The organism is Bacillus sp. M5A3_1b, from assembly GCF_053345335.1.
Map to the genome: position 1 here is coordinate 277,928 of NZ_JBKEZY010000005.1, position 22,711 is coordinate 300,638.

The 22,711-nt window shown below is 33.0% G+C and carries 19 protein-coding genes and 5 pseudogenes; 22 read left to right on the plus strand and 2 right to left on the minus strand.

Going from position 1 to position 22,711, the window contains the following annotated elements; translation table 11 throughout:
- Nucleotides 1–37: 37 nt before the first annotated feature.
- A complete protein-coding gene (gene pdxR, locus ACLBWW_RS16350) occupies nucleotides 38–1,438 on the minus strand; it encodes a MocR-like pyridoxine biosynthesis transcription factor PdxR (protein ID WP_262721135.1) in 1,401 nt (466 codons plus the stop codon).
- Between the two features lie 130 nt (nucleotides 1,439–1,568).
- On the opposite strand from pdxR, the gene ACLBWW_RS16355 reads away from it, so the two are divergent.
- Complete coding sequence (locus tag ACLBWW_RS16355; protein ID WP_048543069.1) at nucleotides 1,569–1,991, plus strand: GNAT family N-acetyltransferase; 423 nt, start codon at nucleotides 1,569–1,571, stop codon at nucleotides 1,989–1,991.
- Nucleotides 1,992–2,138: 147 nt separating this feature from the next.
- The gene (locus ACLBWW_RS16360; RefSeq protein ID WP_048543067.1) at nucleotides 2,139–3,251 is read left to right on the plus strand and encodes a metallophosphoesterase; all 1,113 of its coding nucleotides are present in this window, start codon (nucleotides 2,139–2,141) and stop codon (nucleotides 3,249–3,251) included.
- Between the two features lie 26 nt (nucleotides 3,252–3,277).
- Here the strand turns inward: ACLBWW_RS16360 and ACLBWW_RS16365 are convergent, their stop codons facing one another.
- A complete protein-coding gene (locus ACLBWW_RS16365) occupies nucleotides 3,278–3,904 on the minus strand; it encodes a DUF1648 domain-containing protein (protein WP_098124317.1) in 627 nt (208 codons plus the stop codon).
- Between the two features lie 136 nt (nucleotides 3,905–4,040).
- Between ACLBWW_RS16365 and ACLBWW_RS16370 the strand changes: the two genes are divergently transcribed.
- The 20 genes and pseudogenes from ACLBWW_RS16370 (at nucleotide 4,041) to ACLBWW_RS16465 (ending at nucleotide 22,680) form a co-directional block, all read left to right on the plus strand.
- Nucleotides 4,041–4,607, plus strand: coding sequence for a GNAT family N-acetyltransferase (locus tag ACLBWW_RS16370; protein ID WP_098048529.1), 567 nt, complete (start codon nucleotides 4,041–4,043; stop codon nucleotides 4,605–4,607).
- Between the two features lie 6 nt (nucleotides 4,608–4,613).
- Nucleotides 4,614–5,174 (plus strand): 2'-5' RNA ligase family protein, encoded by a 561-nt coding sequence (locus tag ACLBWW_RS16375; protein WP_098048528.1) that lies wholly within the window; start codon nucleotides 4,614–4,616, stop codon nucleotides 5,172–5,174.
- On the plus strand, nucleotides 5,171–5,656 hold the full coding sequence (locus tag ACLBWW_RS16380) for a GNAT family N-acetyltransferase (RefSeq protein WP_000222830.1): 486 nt from the start codon (nucleotides 5,171–5,173) through the stop codon (nucleotides 5,654–5,656). Before ACLBWW_RS16375 ends, ACLBWW_RS16380 begins: the two co-directional genes overlap by 4 nt.
- A gap of 12 nt (nucleotides 5,657–5,668) precedes the next feature.
- A complete protein-coding gene (locus tag ACLBWW_RS16385) occupies nucleotides 5,669–6,040 on the plus strand; it encodes a cupin (protein WP_000688085.1) in 372 nt (123 codons plus the stop codon).
- Complete coding sequence (locus ACLBWW_RS16390) at nucleotides 6,037–6,465, plus strand: GNAT family N-acetyltransferase (protein ID WP_262721212.1); 429 nt, start codon at nucleotides 6,037–6,039, stop codon at nucleotides 6,463–6,465. Before ACLBWW_RS16385 ends, ACLBWW_RS16390 begins: the two co-directional genes overlap by 4 nt.
- A 365-nt stretch (nucleotides 6,466–6,830) precedes the next feature.
- Entirely contained in the window at nucleotides 6,831–7,127 is a 297-nt protein-coding gene (locus tag ACLBWW_RS16395; protein WP_000918598.1) for a WXG100 family type VII secretion target, read from the plus strand.
- A 126-nt stretch (nucleotides 7,128–7,253) separates the two neighbouring features.
- Nucleotides 7,254–10,931, plus strand: coding sequence for a type VII secretion protein EsaA (gene esaA / locus ACLBWW_RS16400; RefSeq protein ID WP_447614131.1), 3,678 nt, complete (start codon nucleotides 7,254–7,256; stop codon nucleotides 10,929–10,931).
- Complete coding sequence (gene essA, locus ACLBWW_RS16405) at nucleotides 10,903–11,406, plus strand: type VII secretion protein EssA (RefSeq protein WP_048541007.1); 504 nt, start codon at nucleotides 10,903–10,905, stop codon at nucleotides 11,404–11,406. The genes esaA and essA overlap by 29 nt, the downstream gene beginning before the upstream one ends.
- Before the next feature lie 4 nt (nucleotides 11,407–11,410).
- Entirely contained in the window at nucleotides 11,411–11,662 is a 252-nt protein-coding gene (locus ACLBWW_RS16410; RefSeq protein ID WP_001007566.1) for an EsaB/YukD family protein, read from the plus strand.
- 73 nt (nucleotides 11,663–11,735) lie between these two features.
- Entirely contained in the window at nucleotides 11,736–12,935 is a 1,200-nt protein-coding gene (gene essB / locus ACLBWW_RS16415; RefSeq protein WP_098681851.1) for a type VII secretion protein EssB, read from the plus strand.
- Nucleotides 12,936–12,974: 39 nt separating this feature from the next.
- A pseudogene (locus ACLBWW_RS16420) lies at nucleotides 12,975–13,256 on the plus strand (FtsK/SpoIIIE N-terminal domain-containing protein); the annotation flags it as partial.
- Nucleotides 13,251–17,480: pseudogene (essC, locus tag ACLBWW_RS16425) on the plus strand (type VII secretion protein EssC); the annotation flags it as partial. The pseudogenes ACLBWW_RS16420 and essC, both read left to right, overlap by 6 nt.
- A complete protein-coding gene (locus ACLBWW_RS16430) occupies nucleotides 17,477–18,298 on the plus strand; it encodes a DUF3952 domain-containing protein (protein ID WP_048541001.1) in 822 nt (273 codons plus the stop codon). The pseudogene essC and the gene ACLBWW_RS16430, both read left to right, overlap by 4 nt.
- Before the next feature lie 22 nt (nucleotides 18,299–18,320).
- A pseudogene (locus ACLBWW_RS16435) lies at nucleotides 18,321–19,651 on the plus strand (lipase).
- Nucleotides 19,652–19,690: 39 nt separating this feature from the next.
- Nucleotides 19,691–19,951 carry a hypothetical protein gene (locus ACLBWW_RS16440; RefSeq protein WP_016077813.1) on the plus strand — a complete coding sequence of 87 codons (261 nt, stop codon included), beginning with the start codon at nucleotides 19,691–19,693 and terminating at the stop codon, nucleotides 19,949–19,951.
- Nucleotide 19,952: 1 nt separating this feature from the next.
- Nucleotides 19,953–20,300 (plus strand): DUF4176 domain-containing protein, encoded by a 348-nt coding sequence (locus tag ACLBWW_RS16445; protein WP_098144262.1) that lies wholly within the window; start codon nucleotides 19,953–19,955, stop codon nucleotides 20,298–20,300.
- A gap of 75 nt (nucleotides 20,301–20,375) precedes the next feature.
- Complete coding sequence (locus ACLBWW_RS16450; RefSeq protein ID WP_048540995.1) at nucleotides 20,376–21,197, plus strand: DUF3952 domain-containing protein; 822 nt, start codon at nucleotides 20,376–20,378, stop codon at nucleotides 21,195–21,197.
- Between the two features lie 19 nt (nucleotides 21,198–21,216).
- A pseudogene (locus ACLBWW_RS16455) lies at nucleotides 21,217–21,640 on the plus strand (lipase); the annotation flags it as partial.
- A gap of 3 nt (nucleotides 21,641–21,643) precedes the next feature.
- A pseudogene (locus tag ACLBWW_RS16460) lies at nucleotides 21,644–21,789 on the plus strand (DUF3952 domain-containing protein); the annotation flags it as partial.
- A 96-nt stretch (nucleotides 21,790–21,885) separates the two neighbouring features.
- Nucleotides 21,886–22,680 carry a hypothetical protein gene (locus ACLBWW_RS16465; protein ID WP_048540994.1) on the plus strand — a complete coding sequence of 265 codons (795 nt, stop codon included), beginning with the start codon at nucleotides 21,886–21,888 and terminating at the stop codon, nucleotides 22,678–22,680.
- Nucleotides 22,681–22,711: the final 31 nt, after the last annotated feature.

A 22,711-nucleotide genomic window follows, 5' to 3' on the forward strand; every position in this document is an offset into this window, starting at 1 on the left:
ATAGCTCCACGTAAGTATAACTTGCGTGGAGCTATTTTTATTTAGCGAACCAGGCCTTTTTCAGTAATTGGACAACGGTTTCGATACGATCCTCTGGAATACTGCCAAAACCGAGCAATACATACGACTCATCCATTACATTATGAACAGAATCGTATGTGGAGAGAGGGTATAACTTAATACGTTCTTTTGCGGCTGCATGAATAAGTTCTTGTTCATTCATCCCGTTATGAACGTGAAGTACAATATGAAGTCCGGATTGTTCACCGAGTATATGAACGTTATTTCCCATCTCGTTTGTAATAGATTTAATTAAAGAAATATGTTTTCTTTTATATAACGTCCGACTTCGGTTAATATGACGTTCCCAATCACCATTTTGAATAAAGGTGGCAAAGGTAAGTTGTTGCAGCGTAGAAACTGTTTGTTTAAACATACCACCAAGCTCTTCATAGGCTCTTAACAGATGAGGTGGTAAAACAATATATCCCATTCGTAAAGAAGGTAAAAAAGATTTCGAGAAAGTTCCCATATAAATAACGCGTTCATTTGCATCTAGTCCTTGTAAAGAAGGAATAGGTTTTCCTATATAACGGAATTCCCCGTCGTAATCATCTTCAATAATATAGCCCTTACAATCATTCGCCCATTTTAATAACTCGAGTCTTCTAGATAACGGCATAATGATTCCAAGTGGAAATTGGTGAGATGGAGTGACATACGCTACATTGCAACCCGATTCACGTAAAGCGGAAATATGAATTCCTTTATCATCTAAAGGGATGGGGTGAACGGTAAGACCAGAACTTTGAATCATAGCAGGAATACGGTGAAATCCAGGGGTTTCGATTCCGAATTCCTTTTTTGAACCAAGTAGTTGAAGTAGTAGCCAAAGAAGAGGCTGCGTACCTGCTCCAATAATAATTTGATCAGGTGAAGAATGTACCCCGCGAGCATGATATAAATACTTTGAAATATGTTCTCGTAAAACGAGCTCACCTTGTGGATCTTCTTTAGCAAATAATTCATTTTCATACTGAAATAAAGTTTCGTGTATTGCTCTTTTCCAGTTTGTTATCGGAAAAGCTTTTTGATCAATAAGTCCTTGACTACAATCATAATCATATTGTTCGTTTTCTTTATTGTTAGCACTGTTTGACGCAATTTGCTGTTTCTTTTGAATGACATCCATATCAACTTCTGCAACAAAAATCCCACGTTTCGGTTTGCTTTCTACATACCCTTCAGCTAGTAATTGTTGATAAGCGGATTCCACTGTAATACGGCTCACATTAAGTTGCATAGCTAAATTTCTGTGAGAAGGAAGGCGTGTACCGGCACATAGTGACCCATGAGAGATTTCTCGTTTCATATATTCATAAATTTGTAAGTAAAGGGGTGTTTTACTTTGTAATACTAATGGGATAGTCAGATCCATTCGTAGACGCTCCTTTTCATGCTGGCATTATAAAAAAGAATAAAACTGTCACTTAAGCTAAAGGCAGTGGCTTTCTATAATGATGATATAACATTTAGAAAATTTTATAAATAGTAAGGGGAGAATCAAAATGAATATTAGAGAAGTAGTAACAGAAGCGGATTTACATGATGTATTTCCCGTATTACAGCAGTTACGAACGAAACTTTCAAGGGAAGAAGCAAGTTCTTTGTTTCAAAAAATGAAAGAAGAGAATTATAAACTATTTTCGCTACGTAATGAAGAGGATGAAGCAGTTAGTCTAGCTGGTGTAGCGATTTGTACGAATTTTTATAATGAGAAACATGTTTTCGTATATGATCTTGTAACTGCGGAAGCACACAGATCAAAAGGATATGGTAAAGTTCTGCTGTCATATGTAGAAAAATGGGGGGAAGAAAAAGGGTGCAGCTCTATCGTTCTTACATCTGCGTTTCCAAGAATGGATGCACATCGTTTTTATGAAAGAGAGGGCTATGATAAGGTAAGCTATTCTTTTTATAAAGAGCTATAATATTAAGTAGGTTCCATGTTTAAAAATATATGGAACCTATTTTCTTTTCTGGATTTGAGCTAGCAACAGGTCCAGTAATATAATTTGTCGAATATTAGAAAATAACAAGGGAATATTGAATTTGGAGAATGTTAGGAGCGTTTATACTTGGAAAAAATAAAGAAATTATCTATACCAAATGATGGAAGAGTCATCATTATTTCTGATATTCATGGAGAATTAAATCTTTTTAATGAACTACTACATAAAGTTAATTTTAAAGATGAGGATTATTTAATTATTAATGGTGATCTTTGTGAGAAAGGAAGAAATAGCATTGGCGTCGTAAACTATGTGATGGATCTAGTAGTTAGCAAGCCAAACGTTTATGTAATTGAAGGGAATTGTGAAGTTGTAGTTGAAGCACTTGTGAATGAAAATCCCGCGCTAATAAATTATTTATGTACGCGAAAGAATACAATTTTTAATGAGTGGCTAGCGGAATTGAGTGTTACCGTTAATGAAGAAAGTGATATTTGTGAAGTGAAAAACATATTGATGGGGCATTTTTCAAAAGAAATAAAGTGGCTAACAGAATTACCAACAGCGATTGAAACAGAAGATTATATTTTTGTACATGCTGGCCTTGATGATAAAGAAGATTGGAAAGAAACAGTGCGCAAAAATGCGATAGCAATGCCAGAGTTTTTCAATAAATCACATAGAGCAAATAAGTATGTAGTTGTCGGTCATTGGCCTGTTGTAAACTATTCAGACAAGGCACCGTCTAACAATCCAGTTATTGATGAGGAGAAAAAGATTATTGCAATTGACGGTGGAAATGCGATTAAAGAAGCAGGACAATTAAACGCATTTATCATTCAAAGGACAAGAGCAGGTGATACGTTTTCTTATACATATGTAGACTATTTTCCAGAGTTTGAAGTGATAGCGGATTTTAATGCGAACACATCAATGCAGGGCGGGGTGACATATCCGTATTATTACATAGATCCTATAGAGAAGATGAAAGATTATACGGTATGTAAGCAAAGAGAAACGAATAAATTACTCTCTGTGAAAAATGAATATATTAGGCAACTTGATTCAGGTGAATACACAGTGAAAACCGATATTTCTTGTGCACAAATAAGTGTAAGAAAAGGGGACATTGTGTCTCTCATTGATAATAGCTGCTCAGGATATGATTTAATTAAAAGAGATGGAGTAGAAGGCTGGATAGAGAAAGGTATTTTAGTTGAGATAGAAAAGATGAAATAGGAGGTATGGAGCCTCCTATTTTTTTATTACCTTTTTAAATGAGTAGATTGCTTGCTGTCTTTCATAAGTAAGTAAATCGTACTCGGTAAAATGGCAAGCGTCATTCCTAAAATAATTGCGATTATAGCATAACCTCTATACGGAACAGGAACGATAAATGGAAGCCCGGCTAGGAAAATACCTGCTATTATCATTGAAATACTACTAATATTTGAAGCTCTTTTTTCAAGGTGTTTATCATTCCATTCCAATGAAACCGTTGATTTACTCGTATCAATTTTGGAACTGAAATAGCCTATTACTATAAATAAAAGCCCTAATGCTAAAGATATTAAATGATCAAGAGGAAGAGTGAAGCCAAGAGCGATGAGAGCAATGACAATATCGACAAAAAATAAAAATAGTAAAATTGTGTTGCCAATCCAAAGGAGAAATTTCTGGTTACTCGCTGCTTTAGATAAAGCTAAAAATAAAAAGAATAAGAAGGTACATATAATTATATTTACGATAACAAAAGTGCTTTTATCCATTGTTGATGTAGGCGTTCCATTGAAGTCCCATTTCGTAACAATACGTAATGGTAAGAAGAAATAGAGAATAATATTTGTTGTAATAATAGTGAGAAATAAAGTAATACTAAATCGATTATTCATTGAATCACCAGCTTTCCACATGAATAATTGGTATCTTATAACAAAATTATACAATATAATAAACGATATTTGTTTTGATTTTTCTGAAAAAATATTATAATTATATATGAAATAAAGAGGAGTGTAGGAGGAAATTATGCAAAACGTAAGAGTAAAAGGGGATAAAGTTACAATTCGTGCAATTGAAGAATCAGATATAAAAAGATTATGGGATCTCGTATTTAAAGAAGAAAATCCAGAATGGAAAAAATGGGATGCACCGTATTTTCCGTTTTCAATGCAAGAATACCCGTCTTATAAAGAAAAGATGCAAACTCGTTTAAAAGAAGAACCTCTATCTAAATTAATTATAGAAAATAACGGTCAAATTATAGGGACAATCGGGTTTTATTGGGAATATAAACCGACGCGTTGGTTAGAGATGGGGCTTGTTATTTATAATCCAAATTACTGGAATGGTGGTTATGGTACAGAGGCGTTAACATTATATCGAGATTTACTATTTGAAGAGATGGAGATTGGTAGAGTAGGAATCACGACTTGGTCTGGTAATGAACGAATGATGAAAGTAGCTGAGAAAATAGGAATGAGTTTAGAAGGTAGAATGCGCAAATGCCGTTATTATAACGGAACGTACTATGATTCTATTCGAATGGGAATGATTCGTGAAGAATGGGAAGCGTTATATGTAACGAAGGGGTGAGGAAGTATGTACGCTATTATTGCTACATTTGATCGTGTGTTTACTAATAAAATTATAGAATTGCAAAATGAAATAACAAATATCATTGGCACAAATCAATTAGCAGGAGTAGAACCTCATATTACATTAGCTGATTACAATGAGGTAGATGTTAACTTATATACTAAGAAACTAGAGGAGTTTGTAGCTGTTCAAGAAAATATGGCTGCAATAAATTTTCCTTCTGTTGGAGTTTTTCCTACTAATGGAACGATCTTTTTAGCACCGACCATTACAGATGAATTGTTAAAACTTCATCATTCTTATCATGATAATTTTAAAACTTTTCATGATAATTTAAATTCATATTATGTGGCAGGAAAATGGGTTCCGCATTGTACGATTGCAAATAAGTTACATGCAAATCAGTTTTTAATTGCAATGGAATATATTTATGAAAAATTTGATTATGCAACAGCTTCAATTGAGAAATTAAAATTAATTAAGGTGAATTATGAAAAAGGTTTTGCCATTTCTTCTAGTATATTAGCAGAATATAATTTTAAGAGAATGGAGACAACGAGATGACATATGTAATTAGAGAAATGAAACAAGAAGATATCCATGCGGTACAATCAGTAGCGAAAGTTGCTTGGCATGATACATACGAAAGCATTATTCCGAGAGAGATTCAAGACAGATTTTTAGACGAGGCCTATTCTGATGAAAAAATGAAATATCGTCTTGAAAATACACATTTATTCGTTGCGGAAGAAGAGGGAGAAGTAATTGGCTTTGCGAATTTTTCACCTGTTAGATTGCAAAACGAAGCAGAATTAGGAGCGATTTATTTGTTACCAGATCAGCAAGGGAAAGGGGTAGGAAGTGCTTTATTACAAAAAGGGTTAACGGAATTAAAAGGAATTCGGAAACTATACATTCATGTAGAAGCAGCGAATGAAAAAGGAAAACGTTTTTATGAAGCGAAAGGTTTTGCACAATTAGAGGAATTTGAAGAAGATTTTGAAGGACATATGATGCAGACAGTAAGGATGGTTTTATACGTATAGGGAGGATTAGTAATGAAAATTTTTGATTTTAGTGAAAAAGTGGGAAAGAAAATCTCAGCATTTCAATCTAATTTCATAATGTCAAAAATATTAAACTATAAAGGAAATGTACATATCGGTGCTATGCATTTACGAGAGAATGGAATAATTGGATATCATGAAGCAGTTGTATCACAGCTGCTTCTTATTGTGGACGGAGAAGGATATGTATGCGGAGCAGATAAAGAAAAAGTGAAGGTGGAAGCGGGACAAGCTGTGTTTTGGGAGAAGGACGAATCTCATGAAACGAGTACGGAAAAGGGATTGATGGCAATTGTAATTGAGTCGGAGGAACTTGAACGAGCGATAGTAATGCCTATTAAAGAGGAGAGTTGTGAAAAATGATAGAAAAGGCGAATCGAGAAGAAACGAATGAAATCTTACAGTATGCAGCTCAATCACTTTTTGAAGGCACGAGGGGAAATTGTCAGTTAAGTACAGAGAAAGCAATTGAAATTACAATGCCGATTGTAGAAAGGGGAGCATATTATTTAGTCGTTAAAGAAGAAAACAATGTAATGGGGTGGATATTAATAGGGGAAAATACGGACTATTTTTCTCTTGAAAAACTAGGGTTTATATACGAATTGTATGTTTTTCCAGAGTACCGCGGGAAAGGGTTGTCAAGAAAGTTAATGGGGGCTGGTATTAAGGAATTACAAAAGAATTATTCAGAAATTCGTTTGAATGTATTTGCTGGGAATTTTGCGAAAGAGATGTACGAAGAGTTTGGTTTTGTTGAAAGACAGGTAATTATGACTTTGAAGTGAGAAAAATAAAAAGAGAAAGAGAATATGTTGCGTATTTGTAAATGGTGTATCCGGCATTACAAATAGAATCAACTTACATAAATGAGATAGGACAAAATAATGATTTAGTGAACACTTTATTGCTGAAATTAAAAATGGATAAGTCCTTAAAGATATATAGAATAAAAGGTTTTCTTTAAATTTATAGAGTATGCTTAAAAACAAATAAATTAGTATTATATAATATAATGTTATTATAGTAAAAGATAAAATTTGGAAAAATATCATTTTTTTGTTTAGAAATTTTTAAATTATTGATATAATCAATTTGTAGAATTGATTTTTGGTTAATTTTACTATTTTTAAATTTTAAGGGGGATTTATTCATGGCAGGACAAATTCGCATGTCACCAGAGGAGCTTAAATCGAAAGCGACTCGATATGGACAAGGTGCAAATCAAATTGAGGACATTTTACGTCAACTACAAAACTTACAAAATGAATTAAGAGGAGAATGGGAAGGTCGTGCTTTCGAAGGTTTTGATCAACAGTTCAATCAATTAAAGCCAAAAGTACAAAACTTCGCAGAGTTATTACAAGAAATTAATATGCAGCTTAATAAAACTGCAGAAGCTGTTGCAAGACATGACGAAGATCTTTCTCGTAATTTCGGTCTACAATAAGACAGATAAAAAGAACTATATAATTTAGCCATGCAACCATACGTTGTATGGCTAAATTACTTTAAAACTAGAGTAAGATACGAAGTCTTTAACTTAATAGACTCGCAGTCGCAGGAGTGATAGGTAGTGAAAAAGTTCAAGTGGAGCATCTTGTTGTTTATTATTTTAGCTCTTGTGTTATCAACAGGGGTCTCCTATTTAGCGTTAAATCAAAATGTTAAGAAAGCAAATGAGAATACTACGAAAAAAATGACAGTTGCATTGGTAAATGAAGATCAAGGTACTGTATTTGAAGGTAATAAAATAGCGTTTGGAGATCAATTTGTTAAAAATGTAAATAAAAATACGAAACAAGAATGGTACGTAGTAAGTCGTGGTGTAGCAGAAAGTGGTTTGAAAAATAATAATTACAATATGATGATTGTAATACCTAATGATTTTTCTAGAAAGGCTGTTGCAATTGATTCAGAACTTCCAGAGAAATTAACTTTAAATTATAAAGTAAATGCAACTGGGAATAAAGATTTGAAAGCTGAGGCAGAAAATACAGCTTCTGCTATTTTAGAAGATTTTAATAAGCAAATTATCGATGTTTATTTTGCAAGTGTTATCGGTAAGTTGCAAGGTGCACAAGATAATATAGGTAAAATAATTGAAAAAGGGACCAATCAAACGACTATGTATAAAAAAGATGTACATAGCCCGTTGGCAAATTACACAAACCAATTTAAAACGGTACAAGATTACACTGGTATTTCTGTTAATAGTTTTAAAGGATTCCAAGATGTTTTAAAAGGGTTTGGACAAGCTTTAGATGAAGGGAATAAATCTAATAATACGTATTTAGAAGGATTTAATAACTTTCAAAAAATACAAACGGATAATAATCTGTTAGCGAATAATTTTACAAATCAATTTAATCAGTATATGAGTGATATGAATTCAGGCGATGTTTTAAAACAGTTAAGTGCATTAGAATCTGCGAATAAAATTATCGCAAATCAGTTTACGCTTTCAGAGAAAGATCCTAATATTTTAGCTGATGCTTCAACAATTCAAAAGTATTTAACAGATGTAAAAAAACAAGTGTCAGAATATGATACAGAACTTGCAGGAAAGTTAGAAAGTGATATTCAAGAGACGGTAATTAAAAAGTTAAAGCAATCTATGTCGAATGATGGAAAGCAAGAAATCTTTATAAATACATTAATGAAACAACCAGATGTTCGAATAAAGAAACAAATCGAAAATTTAATTGCGAAATTACCGAGTTTAAACATGGAAGAAATCGGTCAAAGTGATTTGCCAGATACAACGAAATTACAACTGCAAAATGTAATTCAATTTACAAAAAAATATAATAAAGAAAATAATTTTTATTATGATTCTGTAAATAAAATATCTTTAGGAAGCGCTATTAAAGAAGTAAAGGATAAACTTTATACAGAGGGAATTACATTTAGTGATACTGCGAAAGTAATTAAAATGGAATCTTCACAAACTTTGAAGATAAATATTCCAGAAGAATTTAAACTAGATGGAAGTACAGAAGCGTTACATATTGATGGTGTGGATCGTACAAGTGACTTTCTTCAAAGCGAAGCAGGAGAAATTACAATAGCTCCTCGTAATGAAGGGGATATAAAGATTAGCTTGCATGTAAAGTTAAAAGATCCAAACATCAATATAGATGTTTTCTCTCCTGTAACGTGGCAGTGGGAATTGAGCGGGACTCATAAAAAAGAAACTAGTTCTGAAAAAGAAGAACCTAATAAAGAGGATAAAGGAACACAAACGGAAAATAGCAAGGTGGAAAATGTGGTTCATAAATCACAGTATGGCATAATGCCGTTAGTACACAGTGCTAAAAACCCTATTATTAAAAAAATGGAAAACACAACAGGGAAAGATAACGGAACCGGAGGAAGCCCAGGAGGCGGAACGGGAACAGACAACGGAACCGGAGGAAGCCCAGGAGGCGGAACGGGAACAGACAACGGAACGGGAACAGATAACGGAACTGGAGGAAACCCAGGAGGCGGAACGGGAACAGATAACGGAACCGGAGGAAACCCAGGAGGCGGAACGGGAACAGACAACGGAACTGGAGGAAACCCAGGAGGCGGAACGGGAACAGACAACGGAACCGGAGGAAACCCAGGAGGCGGAACGGGAACAGATAACGGAACCGGAGGAAATCCAGGAGGCGGAACGGGAACAGACAACGGAACTGGAGGAAACCCAGGAGGCGGAACGGGAACAGATAACGGAACTGGAGGAAATCCAGGAGGCGAAACAGGAACAGATAAAGGTAAAGTTATTGAAAGTACAACGAATCAAGTTGTACATCAAAAAAAAGAAGTATTAACAAAAAATATATCTAATGTATTAATAAAAGAAGCAGTAGATACAGTTGAAAGTTATCAAGGTTTAATGAGCCTTTACGAAATGTATTATGGGATTGATTTAAGAACGAAAGATGTAGGTCCTAAGCTAGAAGAGGGAAGTTTAGATGCAATTGCAACTGAACAATCTTTGTATTACGTATTAAATAAACAAAGCTTAATTGACTTAATTTCAAATCTTGTTTCAGCTAGTATTACTAGTGAAGTAAAGCAAGATATGACAGGTTTAAAACAAAAAATAGACTCTTACCAACAGCTCATTACTAGTGCAGATCAAAATTCAATGCTACTAGCGGAGAAATTAAATGAAACGATGCAGCAAGCAACTAGTATGAATCAAAATTTAGGAGAGTATGTAAAAGGTTTAGCGAAATGGCGTGAGAGTAGCTTAAAGTTAGCTGAAGAACAACAAGTATTAACAACTAATAATGCAGGTGAGCAAACAGCTGTACTATCGTTAGACTCTGGTATTAAATCTTTAACGATGCAAACTCAGTCATTAGTAGAGAGTTCAAAGCATAGTTTAGCGACATCAGATGATGTGTATAAAACATTTGACCAAATTAATGGACAAGCAAAAGAAATTCAAGACAGCGGAACGACAATTGTTTCGAAAGCAGATTCCTTATTAAATGATTTTACGAAGAAAATGGAAGATGATAAAGCATTCTCGAAAAACTTTACGAAGATTTTGGCGAATAGTCGTATTGGAGACCGTCAAAATGAGATGCTATATGAGTTTTTATCTAGTCCAGTTCAGAAACAAAATGATGGGGTAATTGTAGCTGGTAATGCTTTTACACCATACTTAATAGTATTAACTTGTTTCATTGTTGCGTTATTTACAGCATATGCAATTGCGAATCAAGAAAAGAAACGAACGCAATCAGATCATTTTGAAGAGAGATTCTCTTTAATTGATATGAATGTACCAACTACAGTAGTAGCATTTGGAATATCGATTGTGGAAGGAATCAGTATAGGAGTCATCTCAGGCCGTCTTTTAAAATTCGGTCAGGATCAAAGTTTACTATGGATTGCGTTTATCACAATCATTATGATGGCGTTCGTATTAGTTTCAACATACTTACTACGACAAATAAAAATGGTAGGAATGTTTATCTTATTAGTATTTTTAAGTATGTATCTATTTTTAACTGAAGCAGTTGGAAGTAAAGTAGACCAAATGTCTTCTGTAGGCAAATTGCGTCAATTTTCACCGCTTCAATATATAGAGGGTTTTCTAAATGATTTTATTAGCGGTAAAGATACAGGAAAAGTTATTTTTATCGTATTGTTTGTAATTGCCATTATAGGATTAGTTAGTAATCTATTTGTATGGCATAAGAAATGGGAGGAAAAAGAAGTAAATGATCAAACAATGGAGCATAGTGGCTAAGTTATCATTTCTCTCTATCCTTTTACTGTTTGTCGCGCTACCGATAAGGAGCGCGGCTGACAGTTATCTTGGTGATGATGGGAAGATTAAGTTTAAAGTGGATCGACTTGAAGAAAGCGACCAAGAAAAAAATAAAAAGGAACATAAGGAAACAGAATTAGATAAAGCATCAATTGAGTTATTTAACCAAGATATAGAAGAAGAAATTGAGAAAAAGAAAAAGAAAGAACAAAAAGATATGGAAGCTCTGCGAGATTCTCTTTTTATAAAACAAAAAGAGAATAATAGTGTTAAAGATACGAAAAATAGTTTGTTTAGCAGTGAATACATTGTCAGAAAAAGTGCAGATGAAATAGCGAGTAATGAAACAATGAATGAAGAGCCAATTAGTATAACAATAATATTATTATTTGGCGGCGGCATTCTATTTATTTGCATCGGTATTTATACGGTTCTTCGTAAAAGTTGGAGGTAAAGCGATGGCAATACAAACACATATTAATGTAACAGTAGATTTTAATAAATGGAATGGAAATACATACGATTTGCGTATTCCGAATCATCAATCTATTAAATATTTATTGAAAAACTTATTAGATACGCTAAAGATTGATAATCATGAAGGTTCACATTTTGTAATTAAAGTGAAAAATAAGTCAATTGTTTTAACAGATAATGATCGTTTAATTGATCACCAAATAACAGATGGAGATATTTTGCAAGTTTTATAAAGAATATTTTTTACTTTTAGTTATTTGTAAATAAGTTATTAGGGGTTATAAAGAAAAGGAGAAGAGGATAAACATGACGGAAAAAACAATTCAAATTGATGCAATGAACTATCAATTTCAAATAGAAAAAGAAAATTGGAAATTGGAGATGACCAAATCTCAAACACGTATAAAAGACTTCCGTCAATTCGATATAATTACGGGCGTATCATCTGAATTTGTACCATTAACAATAGAAGAAACGGATGATATGTTTACGTTTCTATATCAAGTAGATAAAAAATTATATAAGTGGGACGATCTTAGCCGTTTTGGAAGAAATGAGAAATTAAGACTACTTCGGAATGTTGCGCAGTTTCGTAAATATTTAAATAAACGAATCACGTTCTTTTTACATCCAGACAATATAGTTTTTAATGAGAATTTAATACCAAGCATTATACATAGAGGAATTCGAGATATTGTTCCACCAACCCCGTTATTAGAAGAGCAATTTTTAACGCAATATAAGTGTCTAATTATTGCTTTATTCTCCCAAAAACATAACTTTGATGATTTGTATGCTGGGTTACTAAAAGATGCAAAAGAAACAACATTTGAACAGACAGTTGCTCAAATGGAAAGCTTAGATGCATTACTGCAGTTTCTTGATGACAGCTTTGAGAAGGAACAAACAAAAACAGAAAAAAATATGCAGTTAGTACCTAAAAAAAGCTATAAATCGTTTAAATACTTAGCTTTTTCCTTCATAGCGGCGACAGTTATTTTAGCTGCTCCTTTAATATATTTCACTTTTATAAAATTTCCTTATCAAAATAAATTATTAGAAGCAAATGCGAGTTTCATAGCAACTGATTATGACAAAGTCATTACGCAATTGAATGAAGAGGAGTTTGAATCATTACCGATTGCATCTAAATATGAGTTAGCATTTGCATACATTACAGCTGAAAAACTAGGTGAAGCTCAAAAGAAATCGATTATGAAAAACATTAGTTTGAAAAGTGATGAAAAGTATTTGCTGTATTGGATGTATAACGGAAAAGGTGATTTTGATAAATCATTAGATCTAGCTAAGACACTTGATGATCCTCAGCTTATTATGTACGGCCTTGTTAAACAAATTGAATCACTGAAAAATAATCCGGATTTATCAGGAGAAGAACGTGATAAAAAGTTAAAAACATATGAGCAACAATTAGATGAATATAAAAAGAAATATGGCAATTCATCAAGCGATAAAAATTTGTCGGACACAGAGAAAAAAGAGTAAGCACTTGATGAGACAGTTGAAAAGGAGCAGTGAACACGGATGGAGCAACTATTAGTATTGACTTATGGAGACAAAATATATAAGTGCACATTACATCCAAATGAGCAATCAATAGTGTCGATTGGAAAAGAGTGGACAAATGATATTACGAATCCAAGTTTAGAACAAGAAATAGAGTTAAAGTGGAATAATGAAGTAAATGCTTGGATGGTACAAGATCAATTAATAGAATTCAATAAGGAAATTGAGATTGGGAAAACAAGAGATGTGAGCTTGAAAATCTTTATATCTATTGTTGGCACAACTAAAGTGTTTGATATCGGAACGAAACATTCTCTTACAGTGAGTCAAAACGATTACGATGATATTTCTATTACTGGGACTAGTGTAGATTTAATGCTATCTCGCGAAACGTTGTACGATTCTTTTAAAGTGAACGTGTATGGCGGGGATGTATTTCATAATTATACGAAGTTAAAAGATAGCGTTATGTTGGAATCAGGAGACGTATTATATTTTGATGGTATTTTATTGGAGATTGGTAGTGAAGACATTCAAGTACTTTCTTCAGAAGATAAAATGAAATCTGCGTTACCTATTTTAGTAGAATCAGAAACGAATTATCAAAGTGGTTATCCAGACTATCATCGTTCACCACGTATTATTTACCGTGAACCAGAAGAGAAAATGACAATTGCAAAGCCTTCAAGTATGCCATCAAAACCAACGGAGCATTTAGCAAGAATCATTGCACCTTCACTTGTCATGATTGTCGTAACCGTATTACTTGCTATTTTCATGAAATATGGAATGTTTATTATCGCATCGATTGCGATGACATTAGTAACGATTATTGTTTCTGTCACATCTTATATAAAAAATTTAAAGCAATATAAAATTGACATTGTGGAACGAGATAAAAGTTATAGAGAGTATATAAAACAAAAAACGAAAGATTTACATGCAGAAAGTGAAAAGCAACGTCACGCATTACATTATCACAATCCAAATGTAGAAGTAATACGTAATATGGCAGTTCAAGTAAATCCTAGAATTTATGAAAAAACAATGCTACATCATGATTTCTTAACATTTAGCGTTGGAACAGGACAAGCTAATACGAGTTTTGAAATCCAATTTAATGAAGAAGAATTTAGTCAAACGAAAGATGAATTAATTGATATAGCACGTGAACTAAGACAGCGTTATCTATCATTGGAAGATGTACCAGTTGTAACAGATTTAATGAATGGACCAGTCGGTTATATTGGACAACGCTCTTTAGTGTTAGAGCAATTACAATTATTAGTTGTACAAACCGCATTATTCCATAGTTATTATGACTTGCAGTTTATTACTATTTTTCCTGAAGAAGAAAAAGAAAAATGGGATTGGATGCGCTGGTTACCTCATGGAAGTGTTCGCGATATAAATGTACGTGGATTTGTGTACCATGATCGTAGCCGTGATCAAGTGTTAAATAGTTTGTATCAAATATTGAAAGAACGAAAATTAAAACTAGATGAAAAAAGTTCAACGAATGAAAAAATGTACTTTGCACCGCACTATGTCGTTCTCATTACAGATGAAAAATTAATACTAGACCATGTTGTTATGGAATTCTTTAATGATGATCCGAGTCAATTAGGTGTATCACTTGTATTTGTACAAGATGTTATGCAAAGTTTACCGGAGCACGTGAAAACGGTAATTGATATAAGAGATGCAAAACAAGGGAACATCATCTTAGAACAAGGAGAGCTTGTTAACCGTCAATTTAAACTCAATCACGTACCGAAAGGGTTTAATTTAGAAGATGTTTCACGAGCATTAGCACCGTTAAATCATTTGCAAAACTTAAAAAATAGTATCCCAGAAAGTGTAACATTTTTAGAAATGTACGGTGTTGAGAAAGTAAAAGAACTGAATATCACAAGTCGCTGGGAGAAAAATGCAGCGCATAAATCTTTAGCTGTACCACTTGGATTACGTGGTAAAGAAGATATCGTAAACTTAAACTTACACGAAAAAGCACACGGACCACACGGGTTAATAGCAGGTACAACAGGTTCAGGTAAGTCGGAAATTATACAATCGTATATTTTATCTCTAGCAGTCAATTTCCATCCTTACGAAGTAGCCTTTCTACTAATTGACTATAAAGGCGGCGGTATGGCGAATTTATTCAAAAACTTACCGCATTTATTAGGAACAATTACGAACTTAGATGGAGCACAAAGTATGAGAGCGCTCGCATCAATTAAAGCTGAATTACAAAAAAGACAACGATTATTTGGGGAAAATGATGTAAACCATATTAATCAGTATCAAAAATTGTATAAAGAAGGCTTAGTAAGTGAACCGATGCCACATCTATTTTTAATTAGTGATGAATTCGCAGAACTGAAGTCAGAACAACCAGAATTTATGAAAGAGTTAGTTTCAACGGCGCGTATCGGTCGTTCACTCGGAATCCATTTAATATTAGCTACGCAAAAACCGAGTGGTGTTGTAGATGATCAAATTTGGAGTAACTCGAAATTCAAACTAGCATTAAAAGTTCAAAATACATCAGATAGTAATGAAATTTTAAAAACACCAGATGCTGCTGAAATTACATTACCAGGACGTGCTTACTTACAAGTTGGGAATAATGAAATTTATGAACTATTCCAATCAGCTTGGAGCGGAGCAGACTATGTAGAAAACAAAGAGGATAAAGAACATTTAGACGCAACAATCTATGCAATAAATGATCTAGGACAATATGAAATATTAAGTGAAGACTTAAGTGGACTTGGTAGCAGTAAAGAAGTAATAAGCGTACCATCTGAACTGGATGCTGTTATTGACTACATTCACGATTACGCAGAAGTAAATGAAATTGAAGCGTTAGCTAGACCATGGTTACCACCACTTCCAGAAAGCGTATATTTACAAGACTTACACGCTATTCAGTTCAAAGAAGCATGGACGAAAGAAAAGAAACCATTACAAGCAACAGTTGGTCTACTAGATCAGCCTGAATTACAATCACAAACACCATTAACACTAGATATTAGTAAAGACGGACACGTAGCGGTCTTCTCAAGTCCAGGCTACGGAAAATCAACATTCTTACAATCAGTCATTATGGATGTAGCTCGTCAGCATAGTCCGGAGCATTTGCATGTGTATTTAGTGGACCTTGGAACAAATGGTCTTCTACCTTTGAAAGGATTACCTCATGTAGCGGATACGATTACGATTGATGAATCTGAAAAATGTTTAAAGTTTGTTGAAAGATTAACTCAAGAAATGAAAAATCGTAAACGATTATTAAGTGAATATGACGTTGCAAATATTGAAATGTATGAAAAGGCAAGCGGGAAAGAAATACCACATATTATTATTGCAATCGACAATTATGATGCAGTAAAAGAAGCGAAGTTCTATGAAAGCTTTGAAATGCTAATTATGCAAATTGTCCGAGATGGTGCAAGTTTAGGAATTCATACCTTAATTAGTGCAGGGCGACAAAATGCACTGAGAATTCAATTGTACAATAATATTAAAATCCAAACTTGCCTATATATGATTGATCAAAGTGAAGTAGCTAGTATTGTAGGGAGATCTGATATAAAAGTGGAAGAAACAGCAGGAAGAGCGTTAATAAAACTAGAATCTCCTACATTATTCCAGGTTGCATTATCTACGAAAGCAGAAGATGAATTACAGCAAATTCAATTATTACAACAAGAAGCAAATGATATGGATCGAGAATGGGATGGAGAACGTCCGAAGGTAATTCCAATGATGCCAGAAGTGATTGATATTGCTACTTATCGTAAAAATAAAGACGTTACAAAAGCTCTACAAGCAGCAAGAATTCCAATGGGGCTTGATTTTGCAAACGTAGAAGTTGTAGCTCATGATATTGCGATGAATGATCATTTAATGATTTATAGTGTAGATGATAGTATGAGAAAACAAATTGTATCTAGCATCCTATCTCAATTGAATAAAGATTATTTTGAAAGTGTGACGTTAGTGGATACAGCAGAGTATAGTTTCGTTCAATATAAAGATAATGTGACGCATTATATTGTAGACGAAAATGAAATAAATATGCATGCGAAGTATTGGATGGAAGTAATTCGCGAACGAGCTTTTGAATTAGCACAAGCAAGACAAGAAGGTAGAGAAATTCCTACATTCACAAAACAACTCATTATCATGACAAATGTTGAAGAATTTAGTAAATTTGTTTATTTAGAAATGGAGGATGCAGCGACTTTAATTGATCTATCTCGTACAGTAGGTATTTACTTTGTATTAGCAGGTCACCATGACTACATGGACCGAAATCGTGAAGCTCTACCTATGAAAATGAGAAGTAAACTAACAGCAGCAATTATCGCAATGCCATTAAATGATCAAAGTATCTTTAACATAAAATATATAAGCAACGAAGTGCCATTAGGTAAAGATGAAGTGTATTACTATCAAAAAGGGAACATAATGAAACTAAAAATGCCTAGAGTAACTAACGAGGTGACAGTATGAAATTAAAGAAGAAAGCTAAGGTGATGATAGTCGTGTCAATAGTGGCAAGTTTATTGAGTGGGTGTGGTTTTGGAGAGACAAAGATAGAGTATGAGAGATTTGTTAAGGCATTAGAAGAAGAGGATATGAGTACGGTAATGTCTGCAAGTGATGATGGGTATGCGTATGTGGCTCAACGAGGTATATATAGTACATTTGAACAAAAGGAAGATGGAGAGCATAGTAAAACAATTCGTCAAACTACGGAAGGTGTATATAATACAAAAGATAAAATTTTATATGGTGACACGATACAAACAATTGCTACGGATATAGAAGATAATAAGCAAAAAAGGACAAATGAAAATTATAAAAAGGAAACTATTTATAGTACTAATGTTAAGTATGAAAATGGCCAGGTGAAAAGTCCAAATTCAAACCTGGATGTTTCATATGTGAACGTAATTGTAGATCGTTTAAAAGGGATAGGGAAACTAAATATGAAACCGGGTGATAATATAAAGAAATTTGATCAGCCTAATACTGTTGGGTATAGACTAACTGAATCAGAATTTCAAAGTATTTTAAATGACAAACTAAAAATACAATATGATGAATATGAGGGAGCAACAATTGTAATTCATCTTGATTCAGCAAAAAAACCTAAACAAATATTACAAATAAGTATTGATATAGATTATAAGAAAAAGAATGATGAGGGGCATTTATTAGAAAATATGGTTCAAATAAAAACGTATTTTAACAAAAAAGGAGATAATGAACAAGACGCAAAAAAAGAATATTCGGACTATAAAGTGAGTTACGGAAATATAAAGTGATTAAGAAACAGGGGGAACTGGAATGAAAAACAATGAGGAGCAAGATAAGGATTTAAAGATAGCTTCTGATTGGGGTAAATTAGAACTGTCTGGAACTGATATTTATTCTTTTAGGGAAGGAAGATATCCTTATGATAAATCAGACGAAAAAAATATAAAGAGATTACAAGAAAACTTTAACGCAAAGTATATAGATCATAAAGTGGATGAAAATACTGGATTTGCAGCGTATGCTTTTGAAGATAAAACAACAGGGGAAATTATAATAACGTACGTAGGAACAGAAGATCTAACGGATGCGATAACAGATGGTGAAATTGGGGGACATAATATAACGGGTGCAAATAAAATAGTGTTAGGTAATTGGGAACACGATTTTACAGTCAAACAGTATGATCAAGGAGAAGAATTTTATTTGAAGGTTAAACATGATAACCCTGCTGCCAAAATTAGTGTAACAGGGCATTCGCATGGCATTCTTATGTTTTTTCTAAGAAAGATTATGATAATCATGGCAAGTTAATATGGTTTGATAAATTAACCAGTACTAATGATACTGGAGGGGATATAATTCCAGGTTTTGTAGAGTTTACCCAATCGGCAGGTGCTTTTTATACAGGAATTATAAATAAAAAATTTGGAAGAAAAGTTTCTTTAGCGGAAGAGCAAGTCGCAGGTATAGGAATAAACTTTATCATACAAGGAACACCGATTTCATCGATTTTATGGGCGGTACTTACCTATTCAGATGCTGTACAAGCTGGGAGAGAATATAGAAAAATAAAGGGTCAAGTGACAGAAAGTATTTATAACCTCAATAAAAAGTATGAAGGACTAAAGTCTCAAATTACAGCAGAAGCAATCCAATTTAGTATAATGGCTACAGTTGAAATTAAAGGAGCGGTAGATATCGCTGTAGAATGGATTGAAACAACTTTAGCGAAATGTAAGGAAAAAGTTTTAGAAGTATTAGAGTCTGTATTTAATACTGCTATAAATTTTTTAGCTGGAAGTGTTGTAGTATATTTAGCTACAAGTGAAATTTTAGAAATTGCAAAAGAAGTAGCAGCTTCTTACGTACAAGATTTACTAGATTTGTTTAAAGGAGATTTTGTAGTTGATACAAATGTAGCTGCAATTGTATCTGAACATATATTAAGTCATCGTCACTCATTGTTAAATCTCTTTATGAATGATAACAGCAGGGGGATAAACCGTTCTTTATTAGGTGAAATTGCTAAAGATGTGAAGGAGTTATCAAAAGATTTAAAGCAATTAAACGACGATGTTTCAGAAGCGGTATTTTCTATGTTTGCAAAAGACGAAGAATTAGGAGCAGTTTCATATTATTAAAATTCCAAGTTTATAAATTTAAAAGAGAGGGGTATGAAGGTGGATTTACATACGATAATGTCAAGGGTTCATAGTACATTTCCAGCTAGTGGTGGACGAGAACAAATTATAAACGTTGTAGTGCAATTGGAAAAAGCAGCTGCATCTTTAACAGGGGAAATTAGAAGGTTAGAGAGTAGTATTGATAGTACATTACAAGGAAAAACACGTGAGGCATTTATTGACCGGATTCGTCAATTAGAGAAAAAAAGACAAAAAATAGAAGAGAAAATTAGCGTACTAAAAGGGACAGTGAATTAATATGAAAGACTATATGGATAAAGTATTACCTTTAGGCAGTGTTGTGAGATTGGGTCTTAAAGAAGAAGATGTGGAGTATGTAATCACTACGAGAGGTTTATTACTTGATGAAAATACATTCTATGATTATGGCGGAGTGTTGCATCCAGTGGGTTTAACCGGAGAGACATATAAATTATTTAATCACGCGGATATTGCAGAGGTTAAATTTGAAGGGTATCGAAATAAAATTGAAGGTCAATTTGCAGCTAAATTTAAAATGTGGCGGAATGAGTTTGTTGAAAAAGTAATTGAAAAAAATAAAAAGCAACAACAAGCACAAGAGTTAGAAATAAAGGAAAAAAAATAAACTTAAAAGGAAATAAGCTTTCCTCTTCCAAAATGGAAAGAGGAAAGCTTATTTTGATTGAATAAGGGTGTCAGTATGAAGTTAAAGAAGAAAGCTAAGATGATGATAGTTCTGTCAATAGTAGCAAGTTTATTAAGTGGATGTGGTTTAGGGGAGACGAAGATAGAGTATGAGAGATTAGTAAAGGCATTGGATGAAGGTGATATGAAGACGGTTATGTCTGCGGGTGATGAAGGGTATGCGTATGGGAAAGAAGAGGTGAGGGATAGTACTTTTATTGAGGATAATAATAAGCAAATAGGAGTAGTTTATCAAACAACGCAAGGTATTTATAGCATTAAAGATAATATTCTTTTTGGTGAGACACAAAAGAAAGTCAATACTCCAGTTGAGGATGAAAAACATATTGACAACCCACAATATAAAGAAGAATTTGTATTCAAGTCAGATATAAGATACGAAAATGGACAGCTAGAAGCTTCAAATCGAGGGAAAGATATGTCTAATATAAAATTAATGCTCAATAGAGTGCAAGGAATAAAAGAATTGAAACCAAATGTGAATAAAAAAAGCTTCAGCCAACCAGCTACGATAAGCTATAATTTATCAGAAACTCAATTTAAAGAGATATTTAATGGGAATTTAGGATTAGAGTATGAGAAGTTTAGTTATGCAACACTACTAATTGAATTTAATTCTGCTAAGGATACAAAGGAAAATCCGATGGAAATAACAGATATAACAATTTCGATAGGCTATAAACAAAGAAATAAAGAAAATAATATGATTAGGCATGATCAAGAAATAACAACATATTTACATAAGAAAGAAGAAAATAATCGGAAATCAAAAAAAGATTACTTACAATATGAAAAGAAATTTAAAGAAAGCCATTAATATATATAAGGAGGAGAATATGGTGAACGAGGAAGATTATAAATTAAGTAGTGATTTAGGAAAATTAAGATTATCGGCAAAAGATATTTATGATTATAATGCACAAGAAAAAATATAATAATTCTGATCCAATAATAAATAAACAGAAGTTACAAGACAACTTTAATGCGAATCTTATAGCTTCTAATGATATTCATTCAGAAACTGGATTTGGGGCATATGCTTTGGAGGATAGAAACACGCATGAAATTTTCATTGTATACGTTGGAACCCAACCGAGCCAAATAGGCGATTTAGCAACCGATGGAGCAATTTGGCTGCATAATTTAACTAATTCACCTATATTGGGGTCATTAGCGGAATTTCAGTATAGTCAAGCAGAAAAAATTTATGAAAAAGTCAAGGCGGGTAATAAAGGAAAGAAGATAACTTTATTAGGGCACTTTGAATCTGAATTTAAAAATATTATTAATAATAAATTAAAGATACAATGCGATGAATTTGATGGAGCAACAATCGTATTGCACCTGGGTGTCCAAAAAATCCAAAACAAATTTTGCAAATGAGGATAGATATAGACTTTAAAGAAAAGTTAGTTTAATAATAAATATCAAAAATATTTATTTACTCTCAGTTTATCTACAAAAATAGAGTTATTATATGATTTTAGAAAAGATGGTGTAATTATATGTGGAATATAAAAGAAAAAGATTTAGATGAATTTAAAATAACATGTAGAAATCGCTTAAGCCCAGAATATTCTATGGGGTTTATGTTTGGAGGAATAGTTTATAGTTCATTATTCATGCTTTTTATTTTGGGAGCATTATTTAAATTTGGCTGGGGTTATTATCCAAATCTCTTTGACAAAATAATTGTTAGTATTGAATTAGTGTTATATGGTTTGCAAGTAATCTTTTTCATTCTATATCTAATTCCAAAAGCTCGTTTCAAATATCAAAAGTTGCAAGCATTTGTGATATTATTATTTGCATTTCAGCTAGGAACTATAGGATTCACATTATTTATACTTCCAGCAATTTCGAATTATTCAATTGATCAAATTACATTATTGTATGTGGGTTTATTGTTTCTAGGAGCAGTTGTTGTTCATATTGTGACAACGATTGATACGTTTAAACAAGCAGAGAGTGGAGCATTTAGTATGGATGAAAGAGCAACTTCATTTTTTAGTAAAACAAAAGGCAATGCAATGATTGGTGTTACGATATATGTACTAACCCTTCTTATTTTAATTTATTTTCATAATAATTATGAAACAGGGGTTTTAGTGGGGTATATGGCAGGAACCCTTGTAATGTACGCGGTAGCCATAGGTGCAGCAGAGTTCCAATTATTAGCCTATTGCAGATTTAAATTTCCATCATTTTATATTTCGTGGGAGGAACACGAAATGGAACGTCAGAAAAGACTAAAGCTTTATGAAGAGAAGGAAAAAAAGAAAACTAAAGAAATAAAATAAGTTTTGGTTTCTGAAAATTCGAATAGAATAT